The sequence below is a fragment of the Bifidobacterium sp. ESL0690 genome (assembly GCF_029392315.1).
GTDB lineage: Bacteria > Actinomycetota > Actinomycetes > Actinomycetales > Bifidobacteriaceae > Bifidobacterium.
Genome location: NZ_CP113939.1, coordinates 524,694 through 545,002, shown reverse-complemented (window position 1 = coordinate 545,002; position 20,309 = coordinate 524,694). Strand labels below are relative to the sequence as shown.

Here is a 20,309-nt window from a genome sequence, read left to right as displayed (position 1 = left end):
GCCAGTCCATATACCCCCAATACAAGGGAGCGATAGGTCAGAGGCTTCTTTCGGCAACTTAAAAACCCAGTATCCAATTATCGGATTTTTATCCTAAAAAATAAGCATGTAACTAAGTTGTATCTAACGTTTAACAAATAGCTACCAAATTATCCCAACACAATCGATAAAATGTGATATATATTATAAAACAATATCGACCGTAATCATCTTGGTAACTACAGGTATCATAGTATGATTATATTTGATATAAGGGCGGTTACTACAGAGAATCTAGATTGCATCGGAAGAGCTCATGAGAAGAATCATGGTACTTGGCGCAGGCTATGCAGGCCTGCACGCCGTTAAGCAGCTCGTCGCGCTTCAACCCGACGCGGAAATCGTGCTGGTCAACAGAGATGTTTACCACTACGACACCGCCCGGCTCCACGAAGTGGCCGTCGGAAGGACAGATCCATCCGAAATCAGCTTCAACCTTCGCGAAACGATTGACCCCAGTGTGGGCCTCATCGTCGACGATGTGATGAGAATTGACCACGACATTCGTGCCGTGGAACTGCGTAACAACGGGCTGGTTTTCTACGACTATCTCATCAACGCATTGGGCGGGGCAACTTCCACTCCCGAGGTTCCCGGGGCTTCCGAAAACGCATTCCCACTCATCACCCTCGACGACGCGCTGCGCGCGCGAAGCCATATCGAGCGCATACTCACGGATTATCGCGTCAGCCAGAACCCTTACGACCTACGCATTGCGGTGTGCGGCGATGGATTCTCAGCCGTCGCATTCATGGCTGCGCTGGTACATCAACTTCCCATACTTACGAAACAATTCGGCGTGCCAGCCGATAAATTCGAAGTCCACTGCTTCGCTTCCAACCCCAATCCGCTCTATCGATTCGACCCCAAACTCACCGAATGGATCATGGAATTCCTGCAAGGCAGCAACGTTATTTTCCACGGCTCTTCGCGCGTGACGGCGGTCGGTCCGGGCGAGGTCCATGTCGGCAATCAGGTTTTCCACGCCAACACCATCGTCTGGGCGGCGGGAATCCGCGGCAGCGAGGTCGTCCCCATCTCCGGTTATGCGCAGAAATTCAACCGCGTCATCGTTCGCGACGACCTTTCGGTAATCGAAGCGGACGGGAGCTGGCCACGCGAATTCGTAATCGGCGATGTCTCGGCCTTCCCCAACCCCGAAACCGGCCGCGTATATCCGGCCACAGCCCAGCTCGCAATCGCTCAGGCGGAATGCGCCGCCTCCAACGTCGCCCAGCTGCTCAAGGGCGGACGCACCTACAGGTTCGACTACAAGCCGTACGGCACGATTCTGCCGCTCGGACCGCACTCGGGCGTCGCGCTCCTTCAGGATTCCAAGGGCAATTACACCCGGCTCAAGGGAGCCAAAGTGCGGCTGCTCATCAGCAGGATGAACAAAGATTTCCGGGATGCCATCGACTAGGAGCCGTTTCGCACGGTTTCAGCATTTTCGGACGTTACCAGTTTAAGTGATACATCGCCGACGTCTATTCGACGGTAACCGGAACCTTCTCACTTTTGACTCCGGGATGATCTTTGAGGCTCAACTGGGCCATATAGGTGCCGCGTCTGACGCGCGGAAGCTGATCGTCAGGAACGCAGGTGGAACCGGTGCTGTCGGCCGGCCAGGTGATTTTCTGCACGTCCTTGTCGCCTTTGGCCATCAGCAGATTGCGTGGATCGGCGGGACACACGGCGGAACTCCAGACGGTGCCCCCACCTTGATTGCCGGACGTCGCACCGGTATCTGAACCGGAAGCGGAATCGTCATCGGACGATGAAGTATTGCCCGAAATCGAGAAAATCGTAAGAATACGCGAGGCGTTCGAGGCGTCAATCAGGCAGGAATCGTCACCCTCGTAGCGAATCGTCGCTTTGAAATCAAGCGCGCCGCCAAGCTCCACGCTTTGCGAGGCCGGGCTCAGTTCCAGCTTCACGTCCTTCGCGCCGCATTTCCTGACGCTGCTCTGGTTGGCCTGATTATCCTGATTCTCTTTAGTATTATCGGATTTTCCGGGTTTCTTGGCCGGCATCTTTTTATGGGACTTGGAGACGGATGAGCTCGAAGCCGCCTGCTCGCTATGCCCACCATAGTTGGCGAAGACCTTGGTCGCGAGCGCATAGATACCGAACCCAATCAGCGCGAGCAACGCCAACGCGACCACACCCACGACGATGCGGCGACGCAGATAGACGCGCTGCATCTCCTTGCTGGGTTTGCGCTTGTTCTGGCGCTTCTGCGGTTGCTGAGAGGTCATAGTCCCAGTGTAAACGACCTTGCTGAATTCTATATACTACGAGCGAGGTCGAGAGAGCAGGAACGCACGCATGGCGGTCTCCGCGGCCAATGGGATTGTTTCGTCCACGCGATTCATACATTGCTCGAGGGCCATCGGCTCGCTGATACCGTCGAGAACCAAGTCAATTCCCTTTCCGTAGACTTCACCCAAGTCTTGTGCACGGCTGCCGACTACGGCGATGACGGGCACACCGTATTTCTTGGCTCTCAGGGCAACACCAATCGGGGCCTTGCCATTGGCCGATTGGGAATCCATACGTCCTTCACCGGTAATTACCAAGTCGACGTGGCGCATTCCTTCTTCGATTCCAATGATGTCAAGCACCGTATCGATGCCGCTTTGTATCTCGGCTCCGCAGAAAGCCGCCAATCCTGCACCCAAACCGCCGGCGGCACCCGCTCCCGGTATATCCGCTACATCGTAATCAGCGATATTGTTCAGCAATTCAGCATAGCTGCTCATCCATTGGTCAAATTGGCCGATTTCCGCGAATTCGAGGCCTTTCTGTGGGCCATAAATCCGTAGCGCCCCATCGGGACCTACCAAGGGATTCGAGACATCAGTCAACGCGACGAATCGGGTTTGGGCCACTCTGCGATCGATACGCAAACAATCGATTGATCGCAGGTGCTCAAGACCACCCAGTCCACAAGGGATATCATCACTTTCCTTGTTCAGAAAGCGCACTCCCAAAGCCTTGGCCATCCCCGCACCACCATCGTTGGTCGCCGATCCGCCAAGACCAATGAATATGCGTTTGACTCCGGTATTGAGCGCGTCGAGAATCAACTGGCCTACGCCGAACGTGGAGGCCCTGAGCGCGTTTTCGGGAGTTTGGGGAATCAAGGTGATGCCGCTGGCCTGTGCCATTTCAATAACGGCATCCTCGCCGTCGCCGTCAATGGCATAACTCGCCTCAACCTCGTCACCTAACGGACCTCGGACCTTGACATGACGACGCTCTCCTCGGCGTGCAGCCATCAATGCAGCGACCGTACCTTCGCCGCCGTCCGCTATAGGATATTTCAGGACTTTGCAATCCGGAAGGACGCGGCGGATTCCTCGTTCAATCAGATTTTCGACTTGGATGCTGGAAGCCGACCCCTTGAACGAATCCGCGGCTATCAGAACCGAATAACCAGCCATTACTCAAGCTCCTCTCTGAACACCTCACTGGTAGTACCTACTGACGCCATGGGCAATTCCGGCTATCAGCAACTTAAAGCGGCAGGCGCAACGAGCCGTTTGAACCGATTTCTATTAAACCATCCTCGTCCAAACTAGCGATGCAGGCGTCCAGCTGGACGTGGTCGCCCCAGAGCTTTTCGACGTCGGCTCGCGAAAGCGACGCGGTTTTTTCGGAAGTGCCCGAAGAACCTGCGAGCGCACGCAAGGCGTTGAGGACGATGCCACGCACCTGACGGTTCGTGCCTTTGAAACTCTGGCGCGGGCGGGTGCGCTTCTCACCCATGTGCGGGCAGCCGGCGGCGTAGAAACGACTGTGCGAAGCCCACGGATCTTCGTCGATCTTCGGGTTCTTGGCAGTGCAGACCAGCGCGCCGAGCTCGATCAACGCCTCGTTCCAAATCACACTTTCCTTAGGTTTTTGCGGCAGCACGGCATTCGCCAACTTGCGTTCCTCAGGCTTGGTGGCACCACCAAATGATTCCTCACCCTTGAACGTGCGCCAGAGCACGCGGCGGACGTTGGTGTCGAGGACGACGATACGCTCACCGAAGGCGAAACTCATCACCGCACTGGCCGTGTAGTCGCCGATGCCAGGAAGCGCGACCAACTCGTCGTAAGTGCGCGGCAGTTCGTTACCATACTGTTCGGCAACCACTTTCGCACATTCCTGAAGCCGCAGCGCACGTCGCGGATAGCCGAGCCTGCCCCAAGCGGTGATGACCTCGGCCGTGCTCGCCTTGGCAAGGCTTGCGGCGTCCGGCCAGACGTCCATCCAATTGGTCCAATATTGAACGACGCGGCTCATCTGCGTCTGCTGGCTCATCACCTCGGAAATGAGGATGCCCCACGGCGTCGTGCGGCCGAAGCGCCAAGGCAGATCACGCGCGTTTTCGTCCCACCACGAGAATAATTCCTGTTTCATGGTTTCAAGTTCGGCGGCGCTGAAGCCTTCAACCACTTCGGCCTTGTTCGTGGCAACGTCTCGTGAACCTACCTCGGATTTATGCGGGTTAGCAACGGGTTTCGTCATATCCATATTCTTCTGAACCATCCGAACCATTGTGCCCTGACACCACTACAGCGCTGCAAAAACACATATTGTTAACGATAACAGAACAAATACGCCTGCGACATTATAATGGATTTTGTTGTGAGCTACATCACAAAGTAAATAAGGAGTGAACAATGGTGTATCGTATGATCTTCAATCAGGAAGCCTATTTCGGGCGCGGCGCAATCAAGGAAATCCCGAACGTCGCCAAGGCGCACGGCTTCACCAAGGCTTTCATCGTCACCGATCCGGTGCTGCTCAAGACCGGAACGGTCAAGAAGGTCACCGACGTGCTCGACGCTGCGGGCATGCCTTATGAAATCTTTGACAACGTCAAGCCCAACCCGCCGGTGGAGTGCATCCAAGACGGCGTAGCAAAGTTCAAGAACGCCGGCGCCGACTTCATGATCGGCCTGGGCGGCGGCTCGCCGCAGGACACCTGCAAGGGCATCGGCATCATCGCCGCGAACCCCGAGTTCGCCGACGTGCTTTCGCTGGAAGGCACCGCTGCCACCAAGAACCCGTCCGTCCCGATCTTCGGCGTGCCCACCACCGCCGGAACGGCTTCGGAGACAACCATCAACTACGTGGTCACCGACACCGCCAAGAAGCGCAAGTTCGTGGCCGTCGACCCGCACGACATCCCGCTGGTCGCCTTCGTCGACCCGGATCTGACCGATACGATGCCGCGCAGCCTCAAGGTGGCCACCGGCCTCGACGCGCTCACCCACGCCATCGAAGGCTTCGTCACCCCGGGCGCCTGGGAGCTTTCCGACTGCCTGTCGCTGCAGACGATCCGCATGATCGCCGCCAATCTCGCCAAGTCCGCCGACGGCGATGTCGCGGCCGGCGAAGAAATGGCCTACGCCTCCTACATCACCGGCATGGCCTATTCCAACGTCGGCCTCGGCCTCGTGCACGGCATGGCCCACGCCCTCGGCGGACTGCTCGGTGTCGCACACGGCGTGGCCAACGGCATCCTGCTCGCGCCTGTCATGGAATACAACAAGGACTACACCGGCGAGAAGTACCGCGCCATCGCCCACGCCTTCGGCGACCAGGATTCCTACAACCCCGACCGTTCGATCGACGAGGTGCGCGAAGAGGCCGTGCAAAGGATCCACCAACTCACCGTCGACCTCGGCAACCCGACCACCATCAGCGAAGTCGGCGCCAAGGAAAGCGACATCGATGGATTGACCGAGAACGCCTTCAAGGATGTCTGCACCGGTGGCAACCCGCGCAAGCCTACGAAGGAAGACATCCACGCGATCTATGAGAGCCTGATGTAAGGATTTCCTACCAGCCGAGCGAATAACCCGGCTATTGGCAGAAGCCCGCCGACCAATCTCGGCGGGCTTTTGTTATGCAGGATTGGCCTTGCATTGAATATGACAATAGGCAATAATAGACACCGCGTTTATCGTATAGCCTGCAAAACATAGACGTAGCCGGGTTCGGTGTCGCTTCGCGGGGATAGTTTTAAATCATGACAGATGAAGAGCAAACGGCGGGGAACGCCGGAAATCCAGAGAACAAAGTCACCGACATGTATGAATACGGCTACCGCAAGTCCAACTACGGGCCGGACGAACTGGTGACCGACGCACACGGCAACCCGATCAGCGTGGTCGACGCGATGATGAGCGCCAAGGACGCCAGCGAGGCCAAGACGGTGACACCGCACCTGTGCTACTACTCTCCCCGCATCCCCGGCAACACCGGCTCAGCCATTCGCCTGTGCGCCGTGACTGGGACGATTCTGCATCTGATCGAGCCGCTCGGCTTCAACCTCAAAGACACGAAGCTGCGTCGCGCCGGCCTCGATTACCACGACATGGCCCACGTCGTGCTGCACCCCGACTTCGACGACTTGGTGAAGTCCATGCCCAACTCGCGCATCATCGCCTTCACCGCGCACGCCACCAAGCTTTACACGGACGTGCAATACCGCCCGGACGACATTTTGCTGTTCGGCCCCGAGCCGGGCAACATCCCCGACCCGATGGACATCATGGCCGGCCCGCACGTCGCCGAGCAGGTGCGCTTGCCGATGCGTCCGTCTTTGCGTTCGCTCAACCTCACCAACTGCGCCTCGATCGCCATCTATGAGGCCTGGCGTCAGCTTGGTTTCAAAGGCGGGGAATAAAAATACAAGTTTGAGAACCAACCAACGTTGTGATATGTTGAAAATGTCGGTTGAAGCCGGTTCGCTTCGGGGCATCAGCCCGGGTCTTCAAAGCTTCGCTCCGTTGGGCTTCACCGGTAGGGCGTTTTTATTATTTTTTCGTCCTCTCATATTACGGAGTTGGGCCGCTGATTATATTCAGCGGCCCAATCTTATCAATCGCAGTACTTAATACTTATATCCCCTTGACAACACTCAGTTCTTGAAGCTGTGGATTGGCGCGGGGATGCGGCCGCCGCGGGTCACGAAGGCCTCGCAGGAGGTCTGGTTGACCGGGATAATCGGAGCGTAGCCCATGAGGCCGCCGAAATTGGCCACTTCGCCGACGCCTTTGCCGCAAACCGGAATAACGCGAACGGCGGTGGTTTTCTGGTTGACCATGCCGATGGCGGCTTCATCGGCAATGATGCCGGAAATCGTGGAAGCGGTGGTCTCGCCGGGAATCGCAATCATGTCAAGACCGACCGAGCAGACGCAGGTCATCGCCTCGAGCTTTTCGATGGTGAGGCAACCCGACGCCGCCGCATCAATCATGTTCTTGTCTTCCGAGACGGGGATGAACGCGCCGGAAAGCCCGCCGACATAAGAGGACGCCATGATGCCGCCCTTCTTGACCTGGTCGTTGAGCATCGCGAGCGCCGCGGTCGTGCCGGGAGCGCCGACCTGATCGAGGCCGATTTTCTCCAGCACTTCGCCCACCGAATCGCCGACGGCTGCTGTAGGCGCCAGCGAGAGATCAATGATGCCAAAGGGCACGCCGAGCCGCTTCGAGGCCTCCTGCGCGACTAGCTGGCCGACGCGGGTAATCTTGAAAGCGGTGCGTTTGATGGTCTCGCATAGAAATTCGAAATCCTTGCCCTTAGCCGCATCCAGCGCACGCGAAACCACGCCAGGCCCGGAGACGCCGACGTTGATCACCACATCACCTTCGGTGACGCCGTGGAAACCACCGGCCATAAACGGGTTGTCGTCGGGAGCGTTGCAAAAAGCCACGAATTTCACACAGCCGTAGCTGTCGATCTCCCGGGTGGCGTAGGCGGTGTCTTTGACAACATGACCAAGCAGTTCGACGGCGTCCATATCGATGCCGGTTTTGGTGGAACCGACGTTGACCGACGAGCAGACGATATCGGTTTGTGATAACGCCTGCGGAATCGACTCAATCAGCATGCGTTCGGCGGGTGTCATCGACTTGGAGACCAGCGCCGTATAGCCGCCGATGAGGTCGACACCGACCTTTTTGGCCGCACGGTCGAGCGCTTGTGCGATTTTGACGAAATCGGCCGGCGACTTGCAAGAGCTCGCACCTACCAGCGCAATCGGGGTGACGGTGATGCGCTTGTTGACGATCGGAATGCCGAAGTCGCGCTCGATGGCCTTGCCGACCTTCACCAGGTCGCGTGCTTTGTCGGTAATCTTGTTGTAAATGTTGTCGCAAACCACGTCAACATCGCTCGCGGCGCAATCGAGCAGCGAAATACCCATAGTGATGGTACGTACGTCGAGCTTTTCCTGCTCGATCATCTGATTGGTCTCGTGGACCTCCATAATATTCAGCATTGCTAACCCCTCGCGCTCAGACCCGGTGCATACGCGTGAAGATTTCCTCGCGCTGGCAGCGGATGCGCACACCGATCTTGTCGCCGAGCGCCTCAAGACCGTCGACCAACGCCGAGAATTCCTCGTCGGATTTACCATAATCGACGATCATCATCATGTTGAAGAACCCCTCGATGATGGTCTGCGAGATGTCGAGAACGTTGACCTTATGCTGCGAAAGATAGGTGCAGACCTGCGCAATGATGCCGACTGTATCCTGCCCGACCACCGTGATGACCGCTTTATCCATGGAAACCCCTTAACCCGATGTGTGAAACCGCCGATGGCAAACGCCCGCCATACCATCATCAGTATAAATGAAGGACGGGCAGCAAAGGCGAAGGCGTCCGGAATAATAACAAATAACGAAATATATCGGTTATCGGGACTCCCATAACCAATCGAGATGCGAATCGAGTACCCGTCAGAAACCTACGGGGTAAGCGGAAACACCCGTACAACACCGTCAATTCCGCATTTGCTCAAGTATTGTGAATCCCAAACTTCAAATACCCATCACTTCAGAATTAGCTATCACAGACCGATAATCGCAATGATACCGCCACGCCTTCGTTTCAATTTCAGCGATACTGCCGTTCGTGGTCCTTGATTCCGGCGAGATAGTGCGGTGCGCTGGCGGCAGGGTCACTGCGGCCAAGGTCTTGTTCGGAGCCGTCGGTCACGAGTTCGGCACTGAACATCGCCTCGTATTCGCTCATGCTCAGACGCTCGCGATTGTCGAGCAAGGCGCGATGACCCTCTACATCCAGACGTTCGCGGAAACCAAGCTGCAGCGTGCCGAAATAGAGTTCGGCGACGGAGCCTGAACCATATGAATAGAGGCCGATGCGGTCGCCGGGGTTGAGGCTGTTATCATTTTCGAGCAGCGAAAGCAAGGCGAGATAGATCGAGCCGGTGTAAATGTTGCCGACCTCTTTGCCATAGACGATGCTCCGCTCGAAGCGCTCGGTCAGGCACGCGTAATCGGCTTCGTCGATTTTGCCATTACCCAACGTTCGCAAGCCCTTACGGCCCATTTTTGAGAACGGGATATGGAAGAGCAACGCCTGCAGGTTTTCGGGATTGGCCATGCCCTGCTGCTGCGCCTTGTCCCAAATTTCGCCGAACATGCCGACATAGACTTCCTCCGAAAACTTGCCGCGCGCGAAGGCGACGGTCGAATAATTCGGTCTCCAAAAATCGCCGGTACTACGGCTTTCGTACAGCGATTCCGGTTCGATGGCGAGGATGGCCGGATCGCGGGTGACGAGCATCGCCACCGCACCCGCTCCCTGCGTCACCTCGCCGGGCGTATCGAGGCCGTAACGCGCGATGTCGGAGGCAATGACGAGAGCTTTGCTGTCGGGATGGCTGCGCACGTAATCGCAGGCAAGCTGGATGCCGGCGGTCGCACCGTAGCAGGCTTCCTTGATTTCGATGGCGCGGAGATTGCCGGTGAGTTTCAGCAGGTCCTGCACGAACAACGCCGCCGCCTTGGATTGGTCGATGCCACTTTCGGTGGCGACAATCAACAGGCCGATTCCCTGCCTATCGGCCTCTGTCAGCATGGGTTCGGCGGCGTTGGCGGCCAGGGCGACGATGTCCTGATCGAGCGCGGCGACCGACATCCTGCTCTGCCCGATGCCGATCAAGTATTTGTTCGGATCCACACCGCGGGCCTGCGCCAAATCGACCAGATCAAGGTAATGGTTGGGCGTATAGAAGTTGATTTTGTCAATGCCGACCTTGACGCTGTCGGCTTTGTTGGTTTCTCGCATTTCGTATCGCTCCTGTCTCATTTTTCGCTATCCCTTACATTTGTATCCACAAGTCTCATTTATGTCGTCCTGACTGTAGTGCTGGGAAACGGCACCTCACTCAGCCCTAGAATCCGTTTACCTGCAGCAAACCGAGGAACCGCAACAGTAATGCAGGAAAACGGCACCTTAAACGTCCGCAAAGTCCGTTTACCAGCAGCAACATGCATTTTGCGGATTGGGACGGCTCCATATCGATTTCTTAGCATGGTTGCGAGCCGTGGCGCTGTTGAGCCAGCAGTCGTTGAGCGGTTTCCAAGTTGGCATTAGACGGATCGGCACGAAGTCCCGCAACCACCTGCTCCAGTTCATCCGGGTTGGCTCCGGCAGACATCGCCAGGCTTTTGAACTGCAGGTTCATATGGCCTTCCTGAATGCCGCGCGTCACCAGCTCCCGCATCGCCGAAAGGTTAGAGGCAAGGCCGACACTGGCGACGATGCCCATCAGCCGCTCGGCATCCGGGTTTTGCAGCAGCTTGAGGCTGAGTTTCGCCATCGGCAGCGTCGACATCGCACCGCCGACACTGCCCAATGGCAACGGAATATCGATGCGGCCGACCAGCTGGCGACGTTCCTCATCGATGGCCCATTCCGTCCACGTTCGGCGCTGTTCGTTGAGGTCGGCGTAAGCAGCGGCGTTAATGTTTCTCGTGTCATTGCCGGTGGCAAGCACCACCGCGTTGATGCCATTCATGATGCCTTTGTTGTGTGTAGCCACACGCAATGGCGAGATTTCGGCGAAACGAGCCGCGGCAACGATACGACGCGCAACTTGTCCGCCCTCCATGTCGCGGGTTGGCAGGTTATCGAAATCGATACGCACCTCCGATTGTGCACGCTGGTTTTCCGTATTGTTGGAAAGTATCGCCATCAACAAATCAAGCCCATCAAGCTGATCAGCACAATACTTTGCAACCGCTTCGGCGATGGTGTTGACCACGTTCGCGCCCATCGCGTCGCCCGGGTCGATCAGCAGGTCGATTTCGGCAAATCCCTCGGCTCTCCTGAAAACACTGACCTTACGCAGCCCTCCCCCATGCGTCTCCAAGCTGGGATGCGCGTCACGCGCGACCTTGCGGATTTCCGCTTCATGCTCGCGCACGAAAGCCGTAAGGCCATCGTTATCGAATGGTGAGGAATGGCGGCTTTGCAGTCCACTTGCCAAGGAATCCTCGTCGTCTTCACTGGCATCATGAACCGGCGTTAATTCTCTTGCAGGCTCACACCCACCTTGCCGACCCGAAAGAGACGAGGAATCATTTTTTGTAAATACAATCTGAGCGATGATGCCATCGCGATGCACCGAAGTATGGAAGCCGCCGGTACGGGCGATGCGGTGCGCGGCATTGCCGGCGGCGGCGATCACCGACGGTTCCTCGACGGCCATCGGCACCCGTAGCGCCTCGCCATCTATCACAAAATGGTCGGCCAAGCCAAGCGGTACAGGAAAATTGCCAATCTGGTTCTCCACCATATTGGCAGCGACGTCAGTCGGCAACGCCGGTTCGTCGGTCAGCACACGCAGGTCGTCGTCATTAATGGCACCTTCGCTCCGAAGCTCCGCCAGCCGCTCACTCGTGGAAAGCTCATAGAATTTCGTCATTGTAAATCCCCACTTCCAAACGCAGTCCAAGCCAACGGTGAACCGGGGCTCGACCATAGAACTTCGTCATCGTATGCTCTCCACTTCCATGGCCACACCCTGCCCGCCGCCGACGCACAGTGCCGCGACGCCGAGCGCCTTGCCCGTTCGGCGCAGGTTATGAACGAGCGTAGTCAATATTCTCGCGCCTGACGCCCCCAGCGCGTGCCCGAGCGCGAGCGCCCCGCCGGAAATGTTGTATCGGGCCGGGTCGATGCCCAGCTGCTCGCGGGTCAGCCACGCCTGGGTGGCAAACGCCTCGTTGACTTCGTACAGATCAATGTCGGCGACCTTCTGCCGGCAGCGTTCCAGAACTTTCCTGATGGCAGGAATCGTGGCGTAACCCATCTGGTCGGGCCGATATCCAACCTCGGCGTACCCGCGAATCACCGCCTGCGCCTTAAGGCCAAGTTCGCGCGCTTTTCCAGCCGTGGTGACCACTATCAGGGCGGCTCCGTCACTCAACGGAGATGTATTACCTGCGGTGACTATACCTTCGGATTCGTAGACGGGCTTGAGTTTGGAAAGTCCTTCCATGCTCGTTCCCGGCCGCATCGTCTCGTCGCGCTCGAGCCCGCCGACCGGCAGCACTTCGTCATCGAAATAGCCCGCATTCCAAGCCGCATCGGCCTTGCGTTGCGAATCGACCGCATACCGGTCCAAAGCCTCACGCCTCACACCGAAACGCTTGGCAAGGTTTTCGGCGGTAACCCCCATGGCGTAATCACCGAATGCATCGTTGAGCGCGTCGTGATGCAAGGTGTCGCGCCAATGATCAAAATCGAACTCGTTTTTTCCGGTACGTCGCGCGAAGGCTGTCGCATTCGACATGCTTTCGGTACCTCCGGCCAAGACCACGTTCGCGTCGCCCATCGCAATGGCACTTTGGGCCAAGCGAATGGCCTTGAGCCCGGAGCCGCAAACCTGGTTGATCGTCATGGCCGTGCCGGTAATCGGCATGCCCGCGCCAAGCTGAACCTGCCGCGCAACGTTCTGTTTGGAGCCAGTAGTGAGCACATTGCCCAGAATCACCTGGTCGAAGATTTCGGCAGACAAGCCGGAACGCTGCAATCCCCGTTTGGCCAAGTCGGTCGCCATATCCACAGCGCTCATGCCGCTCAACGCACCACGGAACTTCCCGGTTCCGGTACGCCACGAAGCGGCGATGACCACATCGTCGTCACGAACCTGCGCCCCGCTCATCGCGCGGTTCCAATACATTCAAAGTTCACCGAACCGTCAAACCGACCACAGCCAAAATCCAACATGCGCATAAGCACAATCCTCCTAGCGCTTGCCAGATTAAGCGAGAATCGCAAGGACACAAAAGGGCTGTGACGCTATCTCCACCAGCGTTCACAGCCCCTTTACCGATATCGCAAGTTCATCACAACTTCGACGCGATTTCATCATATTGTTAGATGATTGGCGCCCTGAACTTGCAATATCATTACAATTTCATTTTTATTATCGTATTTACGCCTCTTTATGTGCGGAATCGGAAGCAACGGCCGCCAAAGCGCGCGGGGCACAGAAGCCCTGATGAGCGAATTCGTCGGCGATGGCCTGCGCCACCGAGCGCCCCTGACCCTTGTCGACCAGCGCGATGATGGAGCCACCAAATCCGCCGCCGGTCATGCGAGCGCCGTACGCACCGTGCTTACGCGCAACGTCAACCGCCACGTCCAGCTCGGGAACGGTGACCTCATAGTCCTTGGCAAGCGAGTCATGGGAGGCGTTGAACAGACGCCCGGCCTCTTTGACATCTCCGGCCGCGAACGCCTTCACAAACTCCGGCACACGCCAGATTTCGGTGACGACGTGATGTACGCGCTTTTTCATCGTCTCGTCCGGTAGCTTATCGAGCACATCCTGCAGCGCGGCTTGTGCGGCATCGGTATCATCCCCGGCGCTTTGCGAAATCCGATCGGCGACAACACGCAGATTTTCAACACCGAGCATCTTCGCGGCGTCCTCGCACATGCTGCGTCGCGCCTCGTACTGACCGTCGTTGAGTTGGTGATTGGCCTGCGTATCGACCACAAGCAGCTCAAGACCCAGCGAATCCAAATCGAACGGCTGCTGCGAGACGCTGTGCAGCGCGTCGAGTTCAGGCCGACAATCCAGCAGCAGCGCATGGTTGGGGGTGCAACGCATGGAAGCGTTCTGGTCAAGACCGCCGGTGGAGGCTCCAGCCATGTCGTTTTCGGCCTTCATCGCGGCTTGAATCAGCGTGACGCGGCCTTCGTCGCTACCGCCGAAACCAAGCCCGTAAATATCGTCGAGTGCGAGCGCCGTGGAGCAGGTCATCGCGGCCGACGAGCTCAGCCCACCGCCGACCGGCACGCAGGAGACGAACGCGGCATCGAAGCCTTTGACCGCATCAAATCCGGCCTCGCGCAACGCCCAAGCCACCCCGATCGGGTAGGCGGCCCAGCCGTCCACGTCACGGGCTTTGAGCCCATCGAGGTCAGCGGTTATCGGCTTGCGGTCGCCGAAACTGGAAACGACACGCACTACGCCGCTTTCTTTCGGCGCGACGGCGATGAACGTGCGGTGCGGCAAGGCAATGGGCAGGCAAAGTCCGGCGTTGTAATCGGTATGTTCGCCGATGAGGTTCACGCGTCCGGGCGCCGACCACACGCCGGCCGGGGCCTCGCCGAACGTGTCGACGAAAAGTTCGGCGACTTCGCCGACCGCGTCCTTGGTGCCAAGCGGCTCCAGGTATTGGACGTCTCTGATACTGGTCATCTGATTTCCTCCATGAAATGAATTTGCTGACGATAACAGTGGGTAACGCGGGCAATAACGTTAACGGCGCCAACAATACCAACGAAAGATAACGGCGCTAACGATATAACGCAGCAACACAATCAGTCGATGTCGATCGGTCCGAGCTCGTGGAAGCGAGCGGCGATGCGTTCCGGCGTAGTGTCGGAAACCCATGCGGCCATGCCCGATTCGGAACCGGCCAGATACTTGATCTTGTTGACGGCGCGACGGAACGAGAAGAACTGCAGGTTGAGGCGGTAGCTCTCACGGCGCTTGTCGTGAATCGGCGCCTGATGCCAAGCCGAAATATACGGCAGATCCATACCCTTGCCGTCGCCCTTATCGAAGAAGGCATTGCCACGACGCAGCAGATGCGAATACATCGAAGCCAGGTCCCAGCGTTCCTGATCGTTGAGCTCGTCGATGGTCAGCACGTCACGCACCGGAGCCACCTGGACCTCCAAAGGCCAGCGGGCGGCGGCCGGAACATAGGCGACCCAGCTGGAATTACGCATCACCACGCGCGTTCCGGCTTCAAGCTCGTCATTCATGATGTCGCGCAGCAGGTTGCCGCCAGTCTTCTCGTGGTAGGCCTGCGTGTGCTTGAGTTCGGTTTCCATCTTCGGGGGAATGAACGGATAGCAATAGACCTGACCATGCGGGTGCGCCAGCGAAACGCCGATTTCCGCACCGTGATTTTCGAAGGGGAAGATCTGTTCGATGCCGTCGATATGCGAGATTTCGGCGGTGCGGAAGGCCCACGCCTCCACAACGGTACGCAAGCGCGAAACCGGCAAGTCCGCAGGCAGACCGTTTTCGTTCGGGTCGAAGCAGATGACCTCGCAACGTCCTGCCGCTGGCCTTTGCTCCCACAACGGGTTGCCGTCGACGTCGGTGACCACGTTCGGCACGCCGGGCACCTGCACCATCGAGGGGAAACGGTTTTCGAAAATGACCACGTCGTAATCGGTGTCGGGCACTTCCCCGTCCTGATACGGGTCGCCGGGCTTGCGGGCGGCAAGCGGATTGCCCTTGGCCGTGGCCCCCGGTCCGGCGGTGATCGGCCGGTTCATGCGGGCCGCCGCCATCGGAATCCAGTCACCTGTCAGCGGATCGCGGCGCATAATCGGCTCGGCGTACGGCACCTCATTGCCGTCAGCATCGCGATGCGGGGCAAAGCGATCGACCAGTGGGCGCGGGTCGGTCAACTCGCGGGTTTTGGCGCCGGAAACGTATTCGGGATCGTCGTCAAGATAGAAGAAATCACGTCCGTCCGCCAGCTTCGTCGGCGTGATGCGGATATGCTCAGACGCATATTTTCCGGGGCGATAATACTTGAATTCCTGCTGCTTCATTGCTGTTCCTTTGCGTAGGTTTTTGATTTTCGACGTTCAGTCCTCGACCTGCCCCGGCCCCTTGGTCAAGACCAGATGGTTGACCAGCTTGCGCGTTTCCTCGGCCGACGTCGGGTCGAGCCCATCATCGGTGATGAGGGTGTCAACCTGGTCGAAGCGGGCGAACAGGGAAAGCGAGGTGCAGCTCCACTTGGTATGGTCGGTCAGGATGATGGTCCTGTCGGCGATGTCCATCATGGCCATGTCAGTTGCGGCCTCGAGCGAGTTGGGCATGAGGAACCCGCGCGGTATCGAGACAGAATGGGTTCCGAGGAATACGGTATTGACGCGCAGCGATTCGATGACCTTGTCGGAAATCGGGCCGACCAAGGAGTTCGAACGGGTGATCACGCCGCCGGTGACGATGACCTCGACGTCTTTTGATTCCAGGGCCTGCACCAGTTCCGCCACGGGTATGGAGTTGGTGAGGATGGTGATATTGCTCGCACGCTGGCTTTCCAGCAGATGTTGCGCAAAGATATATGACGTTGTGCCGCCGCCGATGGCAATCACATCACCTGGCGAAACGTACTTGACGGCTTCCTGAGCGATCGAGTCCTTGAGCCCGATGTCCATTTGGGATTTCACCGAGAACAACGGCTCGCTCAAAAGCGTGCTCGTGGTCACCGCCCCGCCGTGGACCCGCTTCAACAGGCCTTTGTCGGCCAAGTCGGCGATATCGCGACGCACCGTCATGGCCGAGACACCGAGCTCCTTGGAAAGCGCGGTGATGCGCACTGCACCTCGGGTACGGAGCCTGCTTAAAATCAAATGCTGACGCTGTGACGAAATCATATGAACATTATCGCACAAATATGCGCATCAAACAAACCCACTTGAGCGTTTCACTTGGTAGGTATACCAAAACCGAACATTTTGACATCGCAAAATCTCAACATTTCAGTATTTTTGAATAAAATCCACCACAGAGCGATATATTACGAACGGCCTCAAAGATTACGAATTGCAATTGCCAATTCCAAAGCCAGCGGCAATATCAACGCATATCCGGCAGATATCCCAAAATATCCGGTCAAGCTCGCATGCCACAAACGTTCAGGCTCACTGCCCGCCATTCGTCTGAGCCCACCGCTGCGGCTGCGTGGTGACATTGCCTTGTGGTAGCTGTTGCTGCTGGACCTGAGGCTGCTGGGTCTGGGTCTGCGGTTGTTGCTGCTGGGTCCCCTGCCCGTTGTTATAGAAATTGGGGGTGGCGGACTGGCCGTTGGTGGCAGGTATGCTCGCGCCGCCCGTATACTTCGGGTCCGGGTTGCCGTAACTGTTGTCGACAGGTGCCTGGATATCGGCAAGGTACCTGTTCATGAAGTCCTTCCATGCCGGGGTGGCGATATACATGCCGTACCACTGGCCGTAGGACTTGTGATTGATGGTCTTGCCGGTGAAGGAAATCGGCACCTCCGCGTTGTTCACGGAAACGAACGAGGCGACCTGGTTGGGCGAGAAGCCACCGGTGGTCATATACGTGTCCTCGTTGGTGCCTGTTTTGGCGAAGGTCTTGCGCCCACCGTCAAGCTGGGTGGTGGCCGCCTCGCCTCCGGGCTGGACCACGCCTTGGTTCATCGCGTAGGCGACGGTCTGCGCAATGCCGGGCTCGATGGCCTGATGGCAGTTGGCCGAAGGCACCTTGATGGACTTGCCGGCCTTGTTGACGACCTTCTTCAATGCGATAGGAGTGCATTGAACGCCATTGGCACCCAGGGTGCCGTAGACGTTGGCCATCGTCAGCGGCGAGGCCGCCACCGAACCGATTGTCATCGAACCATTGAAACGTTCCAGCGATTTACGCGTGGACGGGTCCGGGTCGCCCGAAGCGTTGTGGTAGCCGACTGCTTTCGCGGCCTCGCCAATGGGGCACAATCCTATTTGCTGGGCCATGCCGGCCTGCGTGGTGTTGTGCGAGCGGATGAGGCCCTGAAGCGGGGACTCCACGCTGGCCGTGCCGCCTTCGGAGTTGTGCACGCTCCAGCCGTAAGGCTGCCCGCCGTAGTTGGTGCAGCGGAACGAACCGACCGGATAGTAGCTGCTCAGGCGCAAAGGCTGGGTAATGGATTTGCCAGACTGCATCCACGCCACCAGATTGATGGGCTTCCAAGTGGAGCCGACGCCCCAACCGCCGCCACCGCCGTCCTTCTCATCCACGGCGTAGTTGACGGAGGTATGTGTCGGGTCGGAACGGGCCGCATCCGTCGGGTCGTATACGCGGTTGATGCCGAACCCGAGCACTTCCCCGGTGCCGGGTTTGATGGCCGCGATGGTGACCTCGAAGCCGCTGGGATCGTCGACCGGAATGGTGTCGCGCGCCGCCTGCATCGCGTCGGCATTGGCGTGCACGTCCATCGTGGTGTAGATGTTGAGTCCGCCTTCGTTGAGCAGTTTGTTGCGGTCGGCCTCGGTCTTGCCGAATTCCTTGGAATTGAGGATCTGCTTGGTGGCGTAATCGCAGAAGAATCCTGCGTCACCGGCGACCTGGCAGCCGATCTGCGTGGAATTATCCTGCAGGTTCAGCGTGCTCGCGATCGGCTCGGCACGGTATTTGTCGTGGTCGCCCTGCGAGATGAAATGCTGCTGCAGCATCAGGTCGAGCACGATGTTGCGCTGTTTCTGGGCCTCGGGCTGATTTTCGGGAACGGAGGGATCATACTTGGCCGGGTTCTTGGTGATGGCCGCGATGGTGGCGGCCTGCCCGACGTTGAGGTCGGCCGCGGAAACGTTGAAGTAACGCTTCGCTGCGGTCTCGACGCCATAAAGGTTGTTGCGTCCGAACTGCGCGATGTTGAGGTAGCCCTGCAGAATCTCGGGCTTGCTATACTGCTTCTCCATCTGAACCGCGATAAGCATCTCGCGTATCTTGCGGGCGATGGTGTCTTCGGAAGCGTGGTATTCGGCGATCGGGTCGTTCTTTTCCTTCGCCTCGATAAGCAGCACATTCTTGACATACTGCTGTGTCAGCGAGGAACCACCCTGGGTATCGCCATGCTTGATGAACGTCTGAATGAACGCACGAAGCACGCCTTGCATATCCACGCCGGCATGTTCGAAGAAACGGCGGTCCTCACGGGCGACCACGGCCTGCTGCATGGGCTGCGAGACCTGACGCAGCGGCACCACGGTGCGGTTCTGCGCGTAGAAGGAAGCGATGACGGTTTTGCCGTCGGAAGCGTAGATGGTGGATTTCTGCGGCAGGCTGGTGACGTCGAAATCGATGTTTTCCGTCTTCAGCGACGGTGCGATGGTGCGGGCGACGCCGTTGAGGCCGAGCACGCCGGGTACGAAGAACATCCCGCCGACCACGCCACCGGCGATACAAAGGGTGACATAGGTCAGAAGCAGTGCAATCACGCGCCGCGCGGTGAGGTTGTTCTTCATTTGAGGCATGGTGTCATTCTAGGATATCGCCTCTACCGAAACGGCCGATTGTCTGGCCTTATCGCCCATTGCGTACACGGTCTCGGAAAGTCTCAAGAAGTTGCGGAAAGCGAGCCGAAAGCAACATAGGAATGACCGATAAAAATTCGCGGCCCGAAGCTCAAGGCAACGGGTCGCGAATATCACAAAACGGGATGAAACAACAAATCAGTGACGGGAACGACGAATCAGCGCACCCGGCTGGTAGATGATAATGGAACGGCCTTCGCGTGCGATCCAGCCGCGGTTGGCGAAGTCCATCAGCGCCTTGTTGACCGTCTCACGCGAGGAACCCACGAGCTGGGCCATCTCCTCCTGCGTCAGGTCGTGCGGCACCTTCACCCCGGATTCCACCGGTTCACCAAAGCGGGAAGCCAAGTCGAGCAACGTCTTGGCCAGGCGCGCCGGAACGTCCATGAAAACCAGATCGGAAATCTGCTCGTTGTTGGCACGCATACGGTTGGCCATCACCTGCAGCATGTCCACGGCCACGCGCGGATGCTTGTTGAGCCAGGTGAAAAGGGTGTCGTGCTCGAGCCAGCCGACCTGCGTGCCGTTGTTCATGGCGATAGCGGAAGCCGTACGCGGCCCGCCTGCCGGATCGAAAACGGGAATTTCGCCGAGAATATCACCGCGGGTGTGGATGCTCAAAAGCTGCACGCGGTTATCGCTCGCCTCGCGGGTGAGCTTCACCTTGCCGCTTTCCAACAGATACATACGTTGATCGGTGGAACCTTCATGGAAGATGTAATCACCTTTTTCGAATTCCGCACGCTTCATGTACGGCATGAGCTCCTCCGCGTCGGCGTGGGAGACATGCTTGAACAATGCCGTCTGCAGAAGTTCATTGTCCGGTTCACTTGCCCCATTCGGACTAGCCACGAGATCGCACC

General features: G+C 57.9%; 16 protein-coding genes. 3 read left to right on the top strand and 13 right to left on the bottom strand.

Annotated elements, in window-relative coordinates; translation table 11 throughout:
* The first annotated feature begins 307 nt into the window (after positions 1-307).
* Positions 308-1,462, top strand: coding sequence for an FAD-dependent oxidoreductase (locus OZX62_RS02075; RefSeq protein WP_277176394.1), 1,155 nt, complete (start codon positions 308-310; stop codon positions 1,460-1,462).
* Positions 1,463-1,526: 64 nt separating this feature from the next.
* Here the strand turns inward: OZX62_RS02075 and OZX62_RS02070 are convergent, their stop codons facing one another.
* From OZX62_RS02070 to OZX62_RS02060, 3 genes are all read right to left on the bottom strand, one after another.
* Positions 1,527-2,297, bottom strand: a complete 771-nt coding sequence (locus OZX62_RS02070; protein WP_277176393.1) for a hypothetical protein — start codon at positions 2,295-2,297, stop codon at positions 1,527-1,529.
* A 36-nt stretch (positions 2,298-2,333) separates the two neighbouring features.
* Complete coding sequence (locus tag OZX62_RS02065) at positions 2,334-3,485, bottom strand: glycerate kinase (RefSeq protein ID WP_277176392.1); 1,152 nt, start codon at positions 3,483-3,485, stop codon at positions 2,334-2,336.
* A 73-nt stretch (positions 3,486-3,558) separates the two neighbouring features.
* The gene (locus OZX62_RS02060) at positions 3,559-4,449 is read right to left on the bottom strand and encodes an A/G-specific adenine glycosylase (protein WP_277176997.1); all 891 of its coding nucleotides are present in this window, start codon (positions 4,447-4,449) and stop codon (positions 3,559-3,561) included.
* A gap of 263 nt (positions 4,450-4,712) precedes the next feature.
* On the opposite strand from OZX62_RS02060, the gene fucO reads away from it, so the two are divergent.
* Positions 4,713-5,870 (top strand): lactaldehyde reductase, encoded by a 1,158-nt coding sequence (gene fucO, locus OZX62_RS02055; protein ID WP_277176391.1) that lies wholly within the window; start codon positions 4,713-4,715, stop codon positions 5,868-5,870.
* Between the two features lie 197 nt (positions 5,871-6,067).
* A complete protein-coding gene (locus OZX62_RS02050) occupies positions 6,068-6,727 on the top strand; it encodes a tRNA (cytidine(34)-2'-O)-methyltransferase (protein ID WP_277176390.1) in 660 nt (219 codons plus the stop codon).
* Between the two features lie 234 nt (positions 6,728-6,961).
* Here the strand turns inward: OZX62_RS02050 and OZX62_RS02045 are convergent, their stop codons facing one another.
* The 10 genes from OZX62_RS02045 to OZX62_RS02000 form a co-directional block, all read right to left on the bottom strand.
* Positions 6,962-8,326 (bottom strand): PFL family protein, encoded by a 1,365-nt coding sequence (locus OZX62_RS02045; RefSeq protein WP_277176389.1) that lies wholly within the window; start codon positions 8,324-8,326, stop codon positions 6,962-6,964.
* A 16-nt stretch (positions 8,327-8,342) separates the two neighbouring features.
* Positions 8,343-8,615, bottom strand: a complete 273-nt coding sequence (locus OZX62_RS02040) for an ACT domain-containing protein (RefSeq protein WP_277176388.1) — start codon at positions 8,613-8,615, stop codon at positions 8,343-8,345.
* A gap of 331 nt (positions 8,616-8,946) precedes the next feature.
* Complete coding sequence (locus OZX62_RS02035; RefSeq protein WP_277176387.1) at positions 8,947-10,143, bottom strand: hydroxymethylglutaryl-CoA synthase; 1,197 nt, start codon at positions 10,141-10,143, stop codon at positions 8,947-8,949.
* A gap of 241 nt (positions 10,144-10,384) precedes the next feature.
* Positions 10,385-11,785 carry a hydroxymethylglutaryl-CoA reductase gene (locus OZX62_RS02030; RefSeq protein WP_277176386.1) on the bottom strand — a complete coding sequence of 467 codons (1,401 nt, stop codon included), beginning with the start codon at positions 11,783-11,785 and terminating at the stop codon, positions 10,385-10,387.
* Positions 11,786-11,851: 66 nt separating this feature from the next.
* Positions 11,852-13,027 (bottom strand): thiolase family protein, encoded by a 1,176-nt coding sequence (locus OZX62_RS02025; RefSeq protein WP_277176385.1) that lies wholly within the window; start codon positions 13,025-13,027, stop codon positions 11,852-11,854.
* Between the two features lie 273 nt (positions 13,028-13,300).
* Positions 13,301-14,566 carry a galactokinase gene (gene galK / locus OZX62_RS02020; RefSeq protein ID WP_277176996.1) on the bottom strand — a complete coding sequence of 422 codons (1,266 nt, stop codon included), beginning with the start codon at positions 14,564-14,566 and terminating at the stop codon, positions 13,301-13,303.
* Positions 14,567-14,697: 131 nt separating this feature from the next.
* Complete coding sequence (gene galT, locus OZX62_RS02015) at positions 14,698-15,951, bottom strand: galactose-1-phosphate uridylyltransferase (RefSeq protein ID WP_277176384.1); 1,254 nt, start codon at positions 15,949-15,951, stop codon at positions 14,698-14,700.
* Positions 15,952-15,987: 36 nt separating this feature from the next.
* A complete protein-coding gene (locus OZX62_RS02010) occupies positions 15,988-16,803 on the bottom strand; it encodes a DeoR/GlpR family DNA-binding transcription regulator (RefSeq protein ID WP_277158749.1) in 816 nt (271 codons plus the stop codon).
* Between the two features lie 249 nt (positions 16,804-17,052).
* Positions 17,053-19,386 carry a transglycosylase domain-containing protein gene (locus OZX62_RS02005; protein WP_277176383.1) on the bottom strand — a complete coding sequence of 778 codons (2,334 nt, stop codon included), beginning with the start codon at positions 19,384-19,386 and terminating at the stop codon, positions 17,053-17,055.
* 198 nt (positions 19,387-19,584) lie between these two features.
* On the bottom strand, positions 19,585-20,298 hold the full coding sequence (locus OZX62_RS02000) for a Crp/Fnr family transcriptional regulator (RefSeq protein WP_277158747.1): 714 nt from the start codon (positions 20,296-20,298) through the stop codon (positions 19,585-19,587).
* Between the last annotated feature and the right edge of the window lie 11 nt (positions 20,299-20,309).